The sequence below is a fragment of the Peribacillus tepidiphilus genome, assembly GCF_009466385.1.
Lineage (GTDB): Bacteria > Bacillota > Bacilli > Bacillales > DSM-1321 > Bacillus_BN > Bacillus_BN tepidiphilus.
In genome coordinates this window covers 12,752-29,778 of the sequence record NZ_WIAQ01000007.1, presented here as the reverse complement: position 1 = coordinate 29,778, position 17,027 = coordinate 12,752, and the positions used below count along the sequence as shown (strand labels likewise).

17 protein-coding genes are annotated in these 17,027 nt (G+C 38.9%); 3 read left to right on the top strand and 14 right to left on the bottom strand.

Features of this window, described 5'->3' with window-relative positions; all coding sequences use genetic code 11:
• Positions 1-20 precede the first annotated feature (20 nt).
• The gene (locus GD441_RS06190; protein WP_153124818.1) at positions 21-260 is read left to right on the top strand and encodes an IDEAL domain-containing protein; all 240 of its coding nucleotides are present in this window, start codon (positions 21-23) and stop codon (positions 258-260) included.
• Between the two features lie 286 nt (positions 261-546).
• Here the strand turns inward: GD441_RS06190 and GD441_RS06185 are convergent, their stop codons facing one another.
• Positions 547-1,812: a M48 family metallopeptidase gene (locus GD441_RS06185; RefSeq protein WP_153124816.1), complete on the bottom strand. Its 1,266-nt coding sequence runs from the start codon at positions 1,810-1,812 to the stop codon at positions 547-549.
• 245 nt (positions 1,813-2,057) lie between these two features.
• On the opposite strand from GD441_RS06185, the gene GD441_RS06180 reads away from it, so the two are divergent.
• Entirely contained in the window at positions 2,058-2,642 is a 585-nt protein-coding gene (locus GD441_RS06180) for an SCO family protein (RefSeq protein ID WP_153124814.1), read from the top strand.
• Between the two features lie 107 nt (positions 2,643-2,749).
• Here GD441_RS06180 and GD441_RS06175 read toward each other — a convergent pair whose 3' ends face one another.
• The 8 genes from GD441_RS06175 to GD441_RS06140 form a co-directional block, all read right to left on the bottom strand.
• Positions 2,750-3,061, bottom strand: coding sequence for an AzlD domain-containing protein (locus GD441_RS06175; RefSeq protein ID WP_153125020.1), 312 nt, complete (start codon positions 3,059-3,061; stop codon positions 2,750-2,752).
• Complete coding sequence (locus GD441_RS06170; protein ID WP_153124812.1) at positions 3,061-3,780, bottom strand: AzlC family ABC transporter permease; 720 nt, start codon at positions 3,778-3,780, stop codon at positions 3,061-3,063. The genes GD441_RS06175 and GD441_RS06170 overlap by 1 nt, the downstream gene beginning before the upstream one ends.
• A 135-nt stretch (positions 3,781-3,915) precedes the next feature.
• Entirely contained in the window at positions 3,916-4,710 is a 795-nt protein-coding gene (locus GD441_RS06165) for an ABC transporter ATP-binding protein (RefSeq protein WP_153124810.1), read from the bottom strand.
• The gene (locus GD441_RS06160) at positions 4,685-5,716 is read right to left on the bottom strand and encodes an ABC transporter permease (protein WP_153124808.1); all 1,032 of its coding nucleotides are present in this window, start codon (positions 5,714-5,716) and stop codon (positions 4,685-4,687) included. Before GD441_RS06160 ends, GD441_RS06165 begins: the two co-directional genes overlap by 26 nt.
• A 76-nt stretch (positions 5,717-5,792) precedes the next feature.
• The gene (locus GD441_RS06155; RefSeq protein ID WP_153124806.1) at positions 5,793-6,803 is read right to left on the bottom strand and encodes an ABC transporter substrate-binding protein; all 1,011 of its coding nucleotides are present in this window, start codon (positions 6,801-6,803) and stop codon (positions 5,793-5,795) included.
• Between the two features lie 199 nt (positions 6,804-7,002).
• Positions 7,003-8,556, bottom strand: a complete 1,554-nt coding sequence (locus tag GD441_RS06150) for a fatty acid--CoA ligase family protein (RefSeq protein ID WP_153124804.1) — start codon at positions 8,554-8,556, stop codon at positions 7,003-7,005.
• A gap of 208 nt (positions 8,557-8,764) precedes the next feature.
• Entirely contained in the window at positions 8,765-9,754 is a 990-nt protein-coding gene (locus GD441_RS06145) for a lipoate--protein ligase (RefSeq protein ID WP_153124802.1), read from the bottom strand.
• Positions 9,755-9,769: 15 nt separating this feature from the next.
• Positions 9,770-10,504, bottom strand: coding sequence for an MBL fold metallo-hydrolase (locus GD441_RS06140; RefSeq protein ID WP_153124801.1), 735 nt, complete (start codon positions 10,502-10,504; stop codon positions 9,770-9,772).
• A 182-nt stretch (positions 10,505-10,686) separates the two neighbouring features.
• Here GD441_RS06140 and yhfH point away from each other — a divergent pair, with 182 nt between their 5' ends.
• On the top strand, positions 10,687-10,818 hold the full coding sequence (yhfH, locus tag GD441_RS06135) for a protein YhfH (RefSeq protein WP_153124799.1): 132 nt from the start codon (positions 10,687-10,689) through the stop codon (positions 10,816-10,818).
• Between the two features lie 351 nt (positions 10,819-11,169).
• Here the strand turns inward: yhfH and GD441_RS06130 are convergent, their stop codons facing one another.
• From GD441_RS06130 to hemH, 5 genes are all read right to left on the bottom strand, one after another.
• Positions 11,170-13,383, bottom strand: a complete 2,214-nt coding sequence (locus tag GD441_RS06130; RefSeq protein WP_153124797.1) for a YhgE/Pip domain-containing protein — start codon at positions 13,381-13,383, stop codon at positions 11,170-11,172.
• A 75-nt stretch (positions 13,384-13,458) separates the two neighbouring features.
• Positions 13,459-14,034 carry a TetR/AcrR family transcriptional regulator gene (locus GD441_RS06125; protein WP_153124795.1) on the bottom strand — a complete coding sequence of 192 codons (576 nt, stop codon included), beginning with the start codon at positions 14,032-14,034 and terminating at the stop codon, positions 13,459-13,461.
• 110 nt (positions 14,035-14,144) lie between these two features.
• On the bottom strand, positions 14,145-14,279 hold the full coding sequence (locus GD441_RS17420) for a hypothetical protein (RefSeq protein ID WP_263862427.1): 135 nt from the start codon (positions 14,277-14,279) through the stop codon (positions 14,145-14,147).
• A gap of 293 nt (positions 14,280-14,572) precedes the next feature.
• Positions 14,573-16,030 (bottom strand): protoporphyrinogen oxidase, encoded by a 1,458-nt coding sequence (gene hemY / locus GD441_RS06120; protein ID WP_153124793.1) that lies wholly within the window; start codon positions 16,028-16,030, stop codon positions 14,573-14,575.
• Positions 16,031-16,057: 27 nt separating this feature from the next.
• Complete coding sequence (hemH, locus tag GD441_RS06115; protein ID WP_153124791.1) at positions 16,058-16,996, bottom strand: ferrochelatase; 939 nt, start codon at positions 16,994-16,996, stop codon at positions 16,058-16,060.
• Positions 16,997-17,027: the final 31 nt, after the last annotated feature.

Genomic DNA, 17,027 nt, shown 5'->3' with positions numbered 1-17,027 from the left:
GGTGTCAGGGGTGATGTTTCATGAACCACGAAAAATCTTACACTGAAATGATGAAAGCTTCTGCAATGAATAAGAATAAACAAAAAGAAACGTTTATGCAGGATCTCTTTATCGAAATGATGATTCATGAATCTATTTTAAAGCTGGAAAAAGAAAAGCTCTTAAAGAAAATCGATGAAGCCCTCGACATGAAGAACCATGAGCTATTTAACGAACTGAGTAAAGAAATGAAAACGTTGATGAAGAAATTTGGAAGCTAAGTACATGAGGAAAGTATTCCTAGGGATGATGTTTGATATCTAAGCGGTCAGCAGGATTTAATGAGAATAAAAAAGAAACCTCGCAAGGTTTCTTTTTTATTTTTAGAGTGTAGACAAAGTATATTTCATGCACTTTCAGACTGATTGAAAACGCTTGTCAGTCGAGGAACGAACCCGTGCGAGGAGCGGAGTTACCATAGACGGTAATGAGCACCGGAGGAGGGTTCGTGACGAAGAATGCGAGCGTTTGTCAACAGTCTGAAATAAACCTCGCAAGGTTTCTTTTTTATTTTTGTTTCTCGTCATATTGCTCCAAAGTCGAGATCCGTTCAAGCATCGTCGGATGACTGTAGCGGAAAATTTTCACCAGCAAAGGCGGGTTAACCTGGCTTAAACCTGCTTTGGAAAGTTCTTGGAAAGTGCTGACTGCTGCTTTTTTATCCTTTGTCATTTCAATAGCATACGCATCAGCTCTCCTCTCCTGATGACGGGAAACCGCATTCGTAATTGGACTCGAAGCAAATAATAGGACTGAAATGATGAGCAGAAACAAAGGCAATGATTGAATTCTTGAGATAGAGGAAATGTTGAGTACCCCTCCCCACTTCCGGATCATCACATTCATTAGCTTGGAAGTCAACCACAAACCCACAAGCGTTAGAAGTAAATACCCCGCAATTCCAATATAAATATGCTTCTCCACATAATGAGCCATCTCATGAGCCATTATGAAAAGGATCTCATCTTCGCTTAATTTATTCAGTGTTGTATCCCATAGCACGATTCTAGAGTTAGAGCCGATACCCGTGACGTAGGCATTCATGCTGTTTGTTTTTTCAGCCATGTTCACTTCATACACATGATCTGCAGGAATTTTTGCCTCTTCAGCAAGTTCCAATATTTTCTCTTCGAGCACTTTATTTTTTAGTGGATAAAAATCATTATAAAGAGGATCAATTAAAACAGGCTGTACAAACATAAGAAAAAGAGTAAATGGTACCGATAGCATCCAAGCATACAACCACCAACGCTTTGCACTCTTTTTCATAAGCCAATACAATACGGAAACGATGATGATCATAAGTCCAAAATTCACCCAAAAATCGATCACCTCATCCTTCATCCATGAAGAGAAGGATTGGGTAGAAATATTGTATTTTTTGGATAAATAATACCCGGCATAATTAAATGGAAATACAACCAAATAAGAAACAATTGAAAGCCAAAACAAGTAAATAGCATTGTTCAAAATTCCGATTTTCTTGAAAACTGAAGAAGATTTTTCAAATCGTACAGAAAAACCCGCTACTAAAATGATGAGATAAAATAGCCATTCATATGGTGTGGACAGAAAAAACAGGTAGTTTCGAATTTCCGAGTATTCTTCACTTAAAAGCAGTTCTCTCCCATTCATAAAAGTCCTAGGATCTGCCGATGATCCTTTATACGAAGCCGGAATGCTTGTATCAGCCCATTTAAAAATATACATATACAATAATCCGGCTATAAATAGATACACTAGCACGGAATAAAACACAAGCTTTCTTGCCATATTCTCCCCCCTAATAAATAACCTGCATTACTAGTTTAGATAAAAATGGACAACTTAGAACAATAATTTTTTTAGCCATCCTTTGTCATTTAGAAAAAAGAAAAAGTTCAAATAATCTTCAATGTTTTTCCTATTTTTCTTTTCCCAACCGATCATTGGTCATGTATCATGAATATATATATTCATCATTTTAATAGCATTTATTCAATTACCCTAAATAAATCAACTTGTTTTTGAGGTGACGTATGAAGAAGCTCTATATTGTTTTTGTACTATTAATGGTGGCAGGAATCAGCACAGGAATATATTATTTTACGGATTACAGACAGTCGAAAATGGAGTTTCCTAAGGACGTAACGCTAGAAACGTATAAGGGTGAAGCTTACAGTTTTAAAAATATGGAGCCGCGTGTCCGTCTTGTAGAGTTTATGTATACACAATGTCCGGATGTTTGTCCGAATACTACGTTTCAGATGAAGCAGCTTCGGGATGAATTGGTGAAAAAAGGCGTTTTTGGAGACAAGGTAGAGTTTATAACCATAACTTTTGACCCTGTCCGAGACACAAAAGAGGTACTCCAAAAATATGCAGATACGTTTGAAATGGAAAAAACAGATGGTTGGTATTTACTACGAGGAGAAAAGCAGGATATAAAAAAACTGGCGGATAATTTTAATTTCCAATACCGTGATCCTGGTACGGGTCAGTATGTCCATACAAGCGCAACTTATTTACTAAACGCTGATAATGAAGTCATTAAAGTATTTGGAATGGGTGAAAACAGCTTTAATAAAGATAAAGTTTATAAAGCCATCATGAAACAACTGTAAAACAGAAAAGCGGAAAGCGCCTGATGAACTTTGTTCAAAAATGATATTTTATTATTAGCAAAAAAGGGTAATCCCCAAATGTTATGTAAATCCAGGGATTACCCTTTTTAGCTAAATAAAAACGAATAGGCACTTAACACAGCGATCGAGCCCAGTACGACAAAGATGACATTGGCTCCTATAAAAGCTAGAGTAACCGCAGCAAGCGCCCCTACTACTCCAAACATAATATCCTCTTGAATAAGAAGAATACCAGGAAATATTAATGCTCCTAGTGTGGCATACGGGATGTTTTTTAGAACCCCCTGTAAAAAAGGAGGCATTTCCTTTCCCTTGAATAAAACAAAGGGCAGCAGTCGAGGAATGTAAGTGACAAGGCCCATGCCGATGATCATGAATAATATGGTGCTAGTCTCCATCATTCGCCCCCCCCTTTTTTCTTCACCCATTCGATCCATTCTACAAGCGTAGCCGATAAAAGCGTCGCTGCAACAATTGCCCAGCCCGTAGATAGTAAACCGGAAAGAGTAAATATGCTGTTAAAGGCTGCAGCAGTCACTGCAAGAAAAGCAACCTTCTTACTTCCTTTTAACGATGGAAAAAGGAGTCCTACAAACATAGCATACAAGGCAACAGACATGCTTTCCTGCAAGGTTTGAGGAAGGCCTGCACCGAAAAGATGTCCTACCCCTGAAAAAAATACCCAGCTGCAATAGGAAATCCCAACAACACCAAACACATAGCCGGTTGTCACTTTCCCTTCCTTTGTTGCAATAACAGAAAAAGTTTCATCCGTAATCCCAAAAGCATATGTAATTTTGGCCCATAATGAATCCTGCTCAACCTTTTGACTTAAAGACGTAGTCATAAGAAAATGTCGGATATTTACAATAAATGTGGTTAGGACAATTTCAGAAACGCCCGTACCAAGTGAAATGAGATTCAATGCAATATATTGAGAGGCTCCCGCATAAACAATCATGCTCATCAGTACTGTTTCCGACATGCTAAGACCGGTCGTTTTAGCCAATAAACCAAAAGTGAGCGCAATCGGGAAGTATCCAATCGCAATACTTAAACCTGCCTGAATCCCTTCCCTAAAATGAGAGGATGCACTTCGTAACGCCGTCGTTCCCAAAAAAAATCCCCCCTAAGAAATCTATAATACTTATATTTTCTTAAAATATAGCCAATATTTCAAATATTTTTTTCTTAAAAACAAAAATTACACGACTTTCCCTTAGGAAAAGCCGTGTGATTGGTAAAATATTTACTAAATTAGCATCGCACGATCACTGTTGAGCTGCTGGCCTCGAATACGCTGGAATTCTTGAAGTAGTTTTTCAACCGTTAGGGCTGCTTTCTCATCTGAACTAGCCTCAAAGATAATCTGACCTTTATCCATCATAATCAGCCTGTTACCAAGCTCTAAGGCTTGCTGCATATTATGAGTTACCATTAAAGTGGTTAGCCCATATTCGTTAACGATTTGTTTAGTAAGGGCTGTAATCAGCTCGGCTCTGGAAGGATCCAATGCAGCAGTGTGCTCATCAAGGAGCAAGATTTTTGGCTCCGTAAATGTTGCCATTAATAAAGAAAGGGCCTGACGCTCTCCACCCGACAACAAACCAACTTTAGCATTAAAACGATTTTCGAGACCGAGATGCAAAGTCTCTAGTTTACTTTTAAAAAAGTCGCGTCTCTTTTTGGTAACTCCAAAACTTAAAGCTCGGTTCCTTGTTCTTGCATAAGCGATGGCCAAATTCTCTTCAATGGTCATATTCGGTGCCGTACCGGCCATTGGATCCTGAAACACGCGTCCTATTAATCTTGCACGCTTATGTTCAGCCGTTTGGGTCACATCGTTCCTATCAATACTCACTTTGCCGACATCGGGAATCATTTTTCCAGAAATAATATTCATCAATGTGGACTTTCCGGCCCCATTACTGCCGATCACCGTAACAAAATCGCCTTTTTTTAAAGATAGATTGATATTTGTGAGCGCCATTTTTTCATCAGGCGTACCTTCATTAAATACTTTATAAATCTGATTTAGCTGTAGCAACCTGCTCACTTCCTTTTTGAATAACTTCGCCGTTATGAATAGGGAGCTCTTGCAATCTTTTTCTCTTTCGGTTCTTTGTCTTCTGTCCGTCAACTATTTTCGGCATAATCAATGCAAAGATTACAATAACAGCTGTAATCAGTTTCATATCTCCTGTATCAAGGATTTTTACCTGAAGGGCAAGAGTTACTACAATACGATACAATATCGCGCCGCCTATTACGGCAAATGTTGCTCTTACAATATTTTTAGCACCGAAAACCGCTTCACCGATAATAACAGAAGCAAGACCGATGACAATCATACCGATTCCCATTCCTATATCGCTGAATCCATTATATTGGGCGACAAGGGCACCTGATAAAGCAACTAACGCATTAGAAATCCCCAGTCCTAAAATTTTCATCATACCTGTGTTAGCTGAAAAGCTAGCAATCATTTGCTCGTTATCTCCCGTTGCCCGGAGCGCAAGACCTACTTCCGTTTTCAAAAACGCATCCATTAAAAACTTAATCATCAAGGAAACAACCAGCATACTCAACAGAATTCCCCATCCTGTTGGAAGCGTTCCCTTTAATCCTACCGCTGATAACAGATTTCCCATCATTTCATCCATGCCTGCAGATGACCAAGTGCTCTTAATTTGGGCAATAAGGGTTTCTTCCGTGAACAAGGGGATATTGGGTTTTCCCATAATTCGAAGGTTTATAGAATAGAGGGCAATCATCATTAAAATTCCCGATAATAGCGGATTAATTTTTCCTTTCGTATGCAAAAGACCAGTCATAATTCCCGCAAGAAAACCTGCTGCTAGTGCAGCAAACGTAGATATCAGGGGATGGTGGCCATTCACGATCATGATCGCAGCTACGCCAGCTCCTGTCACAAAGCTCCCATCTACCGTCAGATCGGGGAAATCTAAAACTCTAAAAGATAAATACACACCAAGTGCCATAATGGCATAAATAACACCTGCTTCTACTGAACTAAAAATTGCACCGGGCATATAAATCTCCCTTTCTATGTTGGTCATAAATCCAATAGGGCTTCAAGATTTCCAATGAAGCCCTATATGTGCTAACTTATTCTTCTAATAATTCAGCTGTAGACTTCCATTCTTCCTTCATTTCGACTCCCATTTCCGCAGCAGCTTTCGGATTGAGAAGCAGCTTTAAGTTTTGAGGATATTGAACAGGAAGCTCAGAAGGTTTTTTCCCTTCTTCCAAAATCTTCACAGCCATTTGTCCAGCCTCGTAACCGATGTCATAGTAGTCAAAACCGTAAGCTGCGAAACCTCCGCGGGCTACAGAATCAAGCTCTCCCACAAATAGAGGAATATCATGCTCATTTGCTACCATCACGACTGACTCTAGGGCAGAAACCACTGTATTATCCGTAATGATATAAATGGCATCTACTTTTCCAGCTAACGACTCTGCCGCCTGTTTGACATCAGCGGATGTAGCAGCAGATGCTTCAACTAATTCAATCCCCGCGGCATCCAATTCTTTTTTCACTAATTCAATTTGAGCAACAGAATTCTGTTCTCCAGCGTTATATACCGTTCCAACTTTTTTTACATTCATTTGCTCAGCCATGAATTTTACAGTATTCGGAATGGCATCAGGATGCGTATCTGTTGTTCCTGTCACGTTTCCGCCTGGGCTTTCCATCGATTCCACAAGCTTTGCACCTACTGGATCTGTCACAGAAGTAAAGACAATTGGAATATCTTTCGTGGCATTCAAGGCACCTAAAGCACTTGGCGTAGAGTTTGCAAAAATCAGGTCTACACCATTTGAAACAAAATTATTGGCGATGGTTTGGTTGTTATTTTGATCACCTTGAGCAATCTGCACATCATATTCAACTGTTAGCCCTTTGTCTTCTAGAGCTTTTTTAAATCCTTCAAGAGCCGCATTAAGTGATGGATGCTCCACGATTTGAGTGACTCCCACCTTATACGACTTCCCTTTTTCTGACGACGTTACTTCTTTTTCCGGTTCTGTTTTCGCTTCATTACTACCACAACCGGTGAGCATTAAAGCCGACATCATGCCGATTGAAGCAATCCATTTCCAGCTCCGTTTCATGAAAGTTACCCCCTAATACTTTTTCGCTTTTATGCTTTTATGCATTAAATTATAATCAAGTTAATAGACAAATAGCAACATATTTTTAAAAATTTTTAGAATTTTACATAAAATATAAAAGGATGACTCAACTTGAATCATCCTGTATTAACCGTGCGATCTGGAATCTTTAATTTTGGCTCTTTACGCATAGATTGCCTTAATTTTTATTTAATACAACGTCCTTCAGAGCTCTTCTGAGGATTTTCCCGGTCGTATTCTTAGGAAGCTCTTCCAAAAATTCGATATGGGATGGGATTTTATATTTGGCTAAATGCTCCTTGCAGTATTCGGTCAATTCTTTGACCGACAGCTGGCTATTTTTTCTCACGATAAAAGCATGGACGGCTTCGCCAAAATTTGGGTCAGGCACTCCAACAACTGCAGCTTCAGATACTTCGGGATGCGCATACAATACTTCTTCCACTTCACGTGGATAAACATTGTACCCCCCCACTAGGATCATATCCTTTTTTCTGTCTACGATATAGAAATAGCCTTCTTCGTCCATTTTTGCCAAATCGCCAGTGTAGAGCCAGCCATCCTTAATCGTTGCGGCTGTTTCCTCTGGCATCTTATAGTAACCTTTCATGACATTCGGACCTTTTACAATGAGTTCTCCTACTTCTCCTACAGGAACTTCTTCACCAAGCTCGTTGACTACTTTATTTTCCACATGAATGATATTCGTGCCGATGGATCCTGGTTTTCTTGGGCGATCGAGCGGATTAAAGCATGTAACAGGAGAAGCTTCTGATAAACCGTAACCTTCCGAAACTAGGACGTTGAACTTCTTTTCAAAGTTTTTCAATAACGCGACAGGCATGGAAGATCCTCCTGAAATGCAAAGCCGCAATGATTGTAGATCTTCTGGATTGCCTTCAGGATATTGATATAAGAAGTTATACATGGTTGGAACACCAGCAAACACAGTTGCTTTATACGTTTTTGCCAAATGAAAAATATCCTTCGGACTAAAGCGCGGAACAATAAGCAACGTACCCCCGGACATTAGTGGGGCATTCAGTGCCACCGTTAAACAAAAAACGTGAAACATTGGAAGTGCGGTGATCACACGATCGTCATTCGTAATCTTTAAATAATCTGCCACATCTTTTGCATTGCTGTAAAGATTTCGCTGCGTCAGCATAGCTCCTTTCGGTTTTCCCGTTGTTCCAGAGGTATACAAGATCACTCCAACATCCTCTTCGTCCAGTTCTGGTCCTTCAAAACTCGCGGAGCCGGAAGCTACAATTTCTGTAAACGATTTCAATTTTGGATAAATAGATAATTTCGTTCTGTCTTGTCCTTCTGTCTGCTGCGGTGTTGCACATTCGATGACATATTCAACCTTACTTAAACCCGCATGCATTTTTTCAAAGAGTGGAACAAGGAGATCAAGAGTAATGACAACTTTAACATCTCCATTGTTCAATATGTATCCAATTTCATCTGGTGTGTAAATCGGGTTAATCGGGATGACAGTGGCACCAGCCCTTAAGGCACCGTATAAACCAATTACAAAATAAGGTGAGTTTCCCAGTAGTAAAGCAACATGATCTCCCTTTTTTATCCCTAAACTTTCAAGTCCCCCGGCAAACTTTGAAACAGCAGCATCTAATTCTCCATAACTGGTTTGCTGACCTAAAAAATGATAAGCCATTTTATCGGGAAAATTAGACGCTGTTTCGTGAAGCTGAACACTTAAATTCATAAACTTCCCCCCTTTTGTTGAATGAATGAATAATCACTCACTTTCCGTCAAACCTATTATATCGTAGCCAAAAACACTTCATCAATAAAAAATACCTAAAAATACAAAATATTTAAAACTATCCGGAAATAATACTTCTCTCTTATTTTATCAATAAGAAAAAAGAGCCTTATCCAAATAAAGTTGAATATGGCTCTAGTTAATTACCTCAATATATTAAATCCACAAATTCTTGCTGTGTGATATTTCCAAAGTAATGCTGAACATCGATCCTGTCTACCACCCTTTGGATTTCAGATTTTTCGTATCGAATGCCTTTCAGCTTATTTTCCACTTCAGAAACGTCTCCTACACCGAAGAAATCTCCATAAATTTTACATTCTTCAATAATCCCCCTGTTAACTTCTAAGCGGACATCGATTTGACCAACAGGAAAACGGTGTGCATGCTGGATATTGAATTTCGGTGATTTGCCATAATTCCAATCCCAGCTTTGATATCTTTCTTTTGAGAGCTTATGGATCTTCTCCCAGTCTTCATCAGTTAAAACATACTCCGGTATTTCATCCATACCCTCAAAAATATTTTTCAATAATACTGAACGAAATTCCTCTATTGTCATTGGTTCTTTGAGAAATTCTGAAATATTTGCTACACGGCTACGGATGGATTTGATCCCTTTGGATTCAATTTTGTCTTTGCGAACCTTAAGGGCGGACACCACATGATCGATTTCAGAATCAAATAAAAGGGTACCATGAGAAAACATTCTCCCCTTTGTTGAAAATTGAGCATTCCCAGATATTTTACGACCTTCAACCAAAATATCATTTCGCCCGCTTAGCTCTGCATTCACTCCCAGTTTACGTAACGCTTCAATAACCGGCTGTGTGAACTTCCTAAAATTATGAAAGCTCTCTCCGTCGTCCTTGGTAATAAAACTAAAATTCAAGTTTCCTAAATCGTGATATACAGCTCCTCCCCCAGATAATCGGCGTACAACCTTTATTCCGTTGGCTTCTACATACTCTGTATTAATTTCCTCAATTGTATTTTGATTTTTCCCGATAATAATGGAGGGCTCATTAATGTAGAATAAAAGATAAGTCTCATTAATATCGAGGTTTTTCAAGGCATACTCCTCAATCGCCAAATTGATTCGAGGATCGGTAATTCCCTTATTATCAATGAAAAGCATGCATTTATCCTCCTATCACAAATGTATTTCTAAACCGCTCTCAGCAAGATAAATAACTCCTCCAAATACTTCAGAGGCTTCTTCTTTTAGCTTTGAGATGTCACCAAAATGAGGTAGATGCGTTAAAATTAATGTTTTTACTCCTGCAGTTGCTGCAATGTGAGCCGCTTCTTTGCTAGTCATATGACCAGCTTTTGCAGCATCCATATCACTGTAAAAATTACTTTCAGCAAGCAACAAGTCTGCATCTTTTGCAAATTCAATCAACTGATCCATGTAAGCTGTATCAGCCGTATACACTAAAACCTTTTCTCCCGCCTCTATTCTCATCGCATAACAAAGCTCAGGATGCTTTGTTTTCATAAAAGAAATTGTAAAAGGACCGGTCTTTACGATTTGATTTTCGTCATAAACCATTCCTTTCGTTATGTCACGATATGTAAGTTTGTCAAATTCATACTTATTTTTATTATGCGCATAAATCGGTACATTCTTTTTTTCTTTTCCTAAAATCTGCTGTATGAGTAGAGCATGCTGCAAAATTCCTACATCCGCTTGATGATCAGGATGATAGTGAGACAAGATCACTGCATCGATATCATTTGGATTCATATAGTTTTGCAGCTGTGATACAACACCGCTTCCGCAATCTACAAGTAGTGAAAAACCATCATGCTCAATTAAATAACCGGAGCTTGCTTCGTTTTTCGCGGGATAGCCCCCCCAAAAGCCAATCACTTTTAGCTTCACATCTGTTTCCTCCTATAAAAGTGTGCACCTCCTCATTAATATAAATCAAAATGGCCATTTTTGCATGTAATCAAATTTGTTATAAAACATTTGTTGACATTTTATTTCTGTTATAATACACTATCAATAAGAACTCAGTAATATTTGAATATACTGAAAACTTTAACTTGGAGGTTGAAACCATGATTCAAAGCAGCGTTGAATTTTTTAAAAATCTTCCACCAAAAAAATGTGTAGAATGTGGCAACACGATTGAAGAACAGCATGAATGCTACAGTAATAAATGTGATTCTTGCAACCATATTTCTAGCTAATGTTTCGGGACTTTCAAACTACTTACAGTAGTTTTAGGTTGGAGACAAAGTATATTTCTCGCACATTCAGACTGATTGAAAACGCTTGTCAGTCGAGGAACGAACCCGTGCGAGGAGCGGAGTTACCCTAAATGGTAATGAGCACCGGAGGAGGGTTCGTGACGAAGAATGCGAGCGTTTGTCAACAGTCTGAAACTACTTACAGTAGTTTGTCACCATATTATATGATGTCAGAGTAACAACTGGCTCATACTCCCTCTTTGTTGCGAAGTACGTCTTAAAACGTACATTTCCGAAGTTTTTCGGAATAGCAAAACCAGCCGCTACGTGCGACTGGTTCTTTTTTTTTTATTATGCTTCTACTTCATTCGTTTTTGTTAATGTGAAATACGTTCTTTTAAATTTGAACAAGAAATAGCACAACGTTAAGATCATAAAAGCAGCCATAAAGCCAACTAAAATACCCGTATTTAGCCACATCACAGCATAATCCCCGCTAGAAATTACTGCTTTAAATCCTTTTACAGAGTATGTCATTGGCAGAATAGAATGAAACCATTGTAATTGTTTCGGAATAAGCTCCAACGGGAATGTTCCAGCACTTGTTGTCAATTGAAGAATCAGTACAATAATAGCCATAAATCTTCCAGGATCGCCAAAGCATGTCACTAAAAATTGAATCAAAGCGATAAACGCCAAGCTAGTAAAAATAGAGAATAAAATAAACAATGGAACACTTTTCACTTCAATTTTCAAAGCCAATAAAAGGATTCCTGATGCAATCAATGCCTGAACAATCCCTACAAACGCCATTACGCCAAATTTCCCTGTAAACCATGCAAACCCGTTTTTTGGAGCAAGAGCAGGCTCTCGTAATGGAAAGACGATTGATAATAGCAATGCCCCAACAAACAATCCTAGTGATAAGAAATATGGGGTAAATCCTGTTCCATAGTTTGGTACTTCATTAATCCCTTCTTTATCTACTTTTACAGGCTGGGCCATCATATCATAAGTTTTGTCGTTCGGTTGAACAGAAGATGCTTTTTCAGCTGCTTCTCCTAGTTTCTCGTTAAATTGTTTTGCACCTGATTCAATTTTGGAACTGCCATCAGTTATTTTCTTTGAGCCATCCGCTAACTGACCTGCACCGCTTGAAAGCTGTAAAGATCCATTCTTTAACTGGTCTGTTCCAGATGACAATTGCCCTGTACCAGCAGCAATCTTAGAAGCTCCATTACTTGCTTCTCCTAATTTATCTCCAAACATAGAAAAATGATCGACAAATTGTTGTTGTCCGTTGTGCAATTTATTAAGTCCAGCACCTAACTGGCCACTTGCAGCATTTAATTGCTCCATGCCTGATTGAAGTTTCTTTTGACCTTCGTTTAATTGGTCCATTTTTTCAGCCAATTGACTTGATCCGCCAGCTAGTTTTTCAGCGCCATTGGCCAATTCCTTCGTACCTTGCGAAAGCCCGGCACTTCCATTTAATAACTGCGTGAATGCTGCAGTCAATTCTTTTTGCTTTTCCTCAGGCAATGCTGCCATATAAGGTTTCAATTGTTCCTGAAGATTTGCAATCCCCTCATTCAGCTGTATAGCCCCTACTGATGCATCTTTGGCTCCCTTACTCCATGCCTGTAAGTTCTGCTCTAGGGAAACAGATCCAGCTTTTATTTGTTCTGTTCCCTTTACGATTTCGTTCATGGATGTGTGAGCTGTGTTCATCCCTTGTTGTAAGGCAGAGCTTCCAGATAATGCTTTACTTAAACCATTGTTAATCTCATTTGCACCGTTTTCCAGCTTGCTCGCCGCATCATGTAATTTCGCTAGCCCACTTGCAAGCTGACCAGCTCCTTTTTCAAGCTCTTTCGTTCCCGAGTCAATTTTACTTACTCCGTTAGAGAACTCGATTTGTTTTTTTGCAAGCAGCTCGAGCTTTTCTTGCATTGTTTTTGCTCCGTTATTTAATTCCGAAATCCCAGCATACAATTTCCCAGCATTGTTGCTTCCAGTCTTATAACCATCAGCCATTTCTGAAACTTTGTCAAAAACAGATTCAGCATAGGTTTCACTAATTTTTTCAGAAAGGGAGGCCTTGATTCTTTCCATTGCCGTTTCGCCAATTTGAGCTGAAAGAAAGTTGTAGCCCTCATTTGGAACATATTTAAGCTCAAGCTTCTTCGGTGATTCATCTAGAATCGTGGTAGCATTCTTAGAGAAATCTTCTGGAATTTCGACTAGTAAGTAATACTTTTCATTTTTTAATTGCTTATAGCCTTCTTCCTTACGAACAAACTCGAAATGAAAATTCTTTGATTCTTTTAACTTCTTAACTAGATCATCTCCGAGTTTTATTTCCTCTCCTGCAAATACTGCACCTCTATCCTCGTTTACAACAGCAACCGGCAAATCCTCTAACCGATCATATGGATCCCAAAATGCCCACAAGAACATTCCGCTATATAATATCGGAATAAACATAACGGCAAGAATCGGAATCAGCAATTTTCGGTTTTTCAGTATTGCTTTCCATTCTTCCATTAAAGACTTAACAGCCATTTAATAAATCCCCCTTGTAAGAATATATGACCAAAATGTCCATTTAGTCATTTAATTAATAAAATATAAGGATTATCACACTTTTGACAATCCTTTAAAGATGTATAGTTGAAAAAGCTTAGCAATTTCCTCTTTTTCAAGAGGTTCATGATTTAATTCCCAATCGAAGATCAGCGCAATATACATTTTGAGCATAAGGAATGCTGTCAGCTCTGGGTCGCAAGGAGCAATTTCCCCTTTTTTTACAGCAGCTTCAACCTTATCTTTAATATAAGTAACGATGGCGTTTTCCATTTCTTTTGCCATATCTGCTACTGCTTTCGTGCCAATCTCTTTTTCTTCTTGAAAAAGTTTAATTGTAAACTGATGGTTCATCCTAAATTCAAGTATCTCGTATAGAGCGGCATGTACATTTTCATGAAAAGGACGGTCATCTGAGAAGACTTTTTCCGCTGCATGCTTCATTTCTAAAATCGAAGTATTTACAATTTCCTTAAAAAGCTCTTCTTTGTTTTTAAAGAAGTTGTAAATGGTTCCTTTACCTACATTAGCGAGTTTTGCAACTTGATCCATCGTAGTCGCCTTATAGCCAAACAGCGTGAATGATTTGGTAGCTGCTTCTACTATTTGCTGCCTTCGATCAGCGTTCATGATTCTCACACCTCTTGAATCGAAATAAAAATGACCGATTGAATAAAACGGTCACTAAGTTCAATGAAAATGATAGCACAAGTAATGTGTGTTTGCAATCAAATGAATGATTAACTTAAGAAATAAAGGATCAAAAAGGCTACGAAAGCAAAAAAGCAAATGTTTAGAATAAAGTTGATGATTGTATCTCTTACTCGAAGTAATCCTTCATGTTTTGTGACTAGCTGGCGTTCTTTCCTATTCATACTTTTTCCCCTCGCCTTTCTTTTTTTATTATGGCTCGTTTCGCATCGATTGTTGTTTTTAGACTATTAAGTTTGCCCGTTGATAGCACAACATTCCTTCTTATATTTTTTATCGACCATTTCTTCTGTTTCTTTGTTCTTTATCCTTAGTTTTCTTGATATTCCCACCAAACAATCCTTTTTACACGATTTAGCAATGCTAGGGGCTAACAATAGACGCTCCTCCCCCTGTTCGAGGGCAAACAAAAAAATGGCCTTGGAAGAATCAAATCTTCCAAAGCCATTTTTATAGTTTACGCATTTTGAATTTGTTTTTGTGTATTCTCAGCAACTGAAGACAAATATTGAAGTACTTTTTCTACAGCTGCTTCACCTTGGTCGATGCAGTCTGGTAATCCCAAACCTTCGTATGAGCTTCCAGCCACAAAAACACCAGGCATATTTTCTGACAAATCTTTCTTTAGCTTTTCAACACGTGATTTATGTCCGACCGTATACTGCGGCATGGAATCCTTCCATCGTGATACAATAGAAAACTCCGGTGCTGCTGTAATGTTCATTGTTTTGTTTAAGTCTTCCAGTACGATTTGAATGATTTCTTCGTCAGAAAGGTCCACAACTGCTTCATCTCCGGCACGTCCTACGTAGCAACGCAAGAGCGCTTTCCCTTTCGGAGTAGAGTGAGGCCATTTTTTGTGTGTCCATGTACAAGCCGTAATGGTATAATCACTATTTCTTGATACCACAAAGCCAGTGCCATCGATATCTTCTTTAATAGCTGACTCGTCAAAAGCCATCGCAACCGTTGCTACACTCGTAGAAGGCATATCCTTGAACGGCTGAAAGAATGGATAGTTAGAAAACATAGATAGCGCTGCTTGATGAGGCACGGTTACAACAATTGCGTCGGCATGAAGCACTTCTTTATTGTTTAAAACCACATCATACCCGTTTTCTGCCTTTTCCACGTTTTCCACTTTTGTACCTTTTAATACCGATCCAGGCTCTAAATGGTTTTCAATCGCTTCCACAAAAGATTGCAAGCCGCTTTTTATCGTCAAGAAAATTCCTTTATTCTTGGATTTTCCTTCTCCCCCAGCTTTTTTAGGAGGCGATGGGATCCCCTTTTTCATACCAAGAATTAGGCTTCGATACTTCTGTTCCACATGATAGAATTGCGGAAATGTTGACATTAAGCTAAGTTGATCGATATCTCCGGCATAAATACCAGATAATAAAGGTTCAATAAGATTTTCCACAACTTCGTCGCCAAGGCGTCGTCTAAAAAACTCTCCCAACGATTGGTCTTGGTTTTCTTTTGATTTAGGCAGGACAAAATCTGCTGCAGCTCGAAGCTTTCCAAACGGTGAGAAAAGTCCAGTTGTAACAAATGGGGCAATCTGAGTAGGAATTCCCATAATCGAACCACCTGGCATCGGATGAAGCCTTTCTCTTACAAGCACATAAGACTTTCCAGCCGTATTGTTCACAAGCTGATCATCCATCCCTACTTCCTTTGCCAGCCTTGAGGCACTTGTTTTACGCTCTAAGAATGAGTCCGGACCCCTTTCAATTACGAAACCATCCCTTACGATTGTTTGCACCTTTCCCCCTAAACGTGGAGAAGCCTCAATAAGCTTTACTTCGAAGTCCTTTTTCCTCTCTTTGGCTGCTTTCTGCAAATAGTAGGCAGTCGTTAAACCAGTAATTCCTCCCCCGATAATAACAACCTTCTTTTTTTCCTGCTTCACAGTTTCATCGCCTTCTTTTTTCAAAAATTAATTCTTTAGGCCAAGCTTTTTTAAAATAACTGTAGCCATTGCATCAATAAAGTCTGGATGCGAATTAGGCATTTCCGGTCGGTAATAAGATGCCCCAATTTCATCCGTTACAACTTTACATTCATAATCATTGTCATATAAAACCTCTAAATGATCCGCTACAAATCCTACTGGTGTATAAATAAATGCTTTATAGCCGTTTTCTTCATATAATTCACGAGTTAAATCCTGCACATCCGGTCCTAACCATGGCTCAGGTGTGTTGCCAGCACTTTGCCAGCCGACCGCATAGTTTTCGATACCTGCTCCTTTAGCTATCAAATCTGCTGTTTCTTGCAGCTGATCAGGATATGGATCTCCAGATTGAAGAATTTTCTCCGGTAAACTGTGAGCTGATACAATCAGTACAGCAGCATCCCGTTCTTCACTACTCATCTTGCTGAACGTTTCTTTTACTCGATCTACCCAGTATTGGATAAATTTCGGTTCGTTATACCAGCTTTCAATGAAGGTAATGTCTGGACCTCCCAGTTCATCTGCTTTTTTTTGGGCTCTTCCGTTATATGATTTAACGCTGAATGTAGAAAAATGAGGGGCAAGGACAATGCTAACAGCTTCTTTCATGCCATCCTCTTTCATTTGTGCTACCGCATCTTCTACAAACGGCTCAATATGCTTTAAGCCTAAATACGCCTTAAATTCTATCTCATCTTGAATGCTGTTTAGGTGCCTTTCTAAGGATTTCGCCTGTTCTTCCGTAATTTTTGCAAGAGGAGAAATGCCGCCGATTGCTTCGTAACGATCCTTCAAATCTTGAAGCATTTCTTCTGTTGGCTTTCTACCATGGCGAATATGTGTATAATACCGCTCAATATCTTCTTCTTTATAAGGAGTACCATACGCCATGACTAATAGCCCCATTTTTCTTTTTCCCATGTTTCTAACTCCACCTTATATAAAAAAATTC

Bases quoted from the DNA above. Each gene is read 5' to 3' on its own strand.
- GD441_RS06145 (WP_153124802.1), bottom strand. From the start codon at position 9,754: ATGCTTTTCATTGATAATAAGGGAATTACCGATCCTCGAATCAATTTG.
- GD441_RS06185 (WP_153124816.1), bottom strand. From the start codon at position 1,812: ATGGCAAGAAAGCTTGTGTTTTATTCCGTGCTAGTGTATCTATTTATA.
- hemH (WP_153124791.1), bottom strand. From the start codon at position 16,996: ATGGGAAAAAGAAAAATGGGGCTATTAGTCATGGCGTATGGTACTCCT.
- GD441_RS06160 (WP_153124808.1), bottom strand. From the start codon at position 5,716: ATGCCCGGTGCAATTTTTAGTTCAGTAGAAGCAGGTGTTATTTATGCC.
- yhfH (WP_153124799.1), top strand. From the start codon at position 10,687: ATGATTCAAAGCAGCGTTGAATTTTTTAAAAATCTTCCACCAAAAAAA.
- GD441_RS06130 (WP_153124797.1), bottom strand. From the start codon at position 13,383: ATGGCTGTTAAGTCTTTAATGGAAGAATGGAAAGCAATACTGAAAAAC.
- GD441_RS06125 (WP_153124795.1), bottom strand. From the start codon at position 14,034: ATGAACGCTGATCGAAGGCAGCAAATAGTAGAAGCAGCTACCAAATCA.
- GD441_RS17420 (WP_263862427.1), bottom strand. From the start codon at position 14,279: ATGAATAGGAAAGAACGCCAGCTAGTCACAAAACATGAAGGATTACTT.
- GD441_RS06180 (WP_153124814.1), top strand. From the start codon at position 2,058: ATGAAGAAGCTCTATATTGTTTTTGTACTATTAATGGTGGCAGGAATC.
- GD441_RS06190 (WP_153124818.1), top strand. From the start codon at position 21: ATGAACCACGAAAAATCTTACACTGAAATGATGAAAGCTTCTGCAATG.
- GD441_RS06155 (WP_153124806.1), bottom strand. From the start codon at position 6,803: ATGAAACGGAGCTGGAAATGGATTGCTTCAATCGGCATGATGTCGGCT.
- GD441_RS06150 (WP_153124804.1), bottom strand. From the start codon at position 8,556: ATGAATTTAAGTGTTCAGCTTCACGAAACAGCGTCTAATTTTCCCGAT.
- GD441_RS06175 (WP_153125020.1), bottom strand. From the start codon at position 3,061: ATGGAGACTAGCACCATATTATTCATGATCATCGGCATGGGCCTTGTC.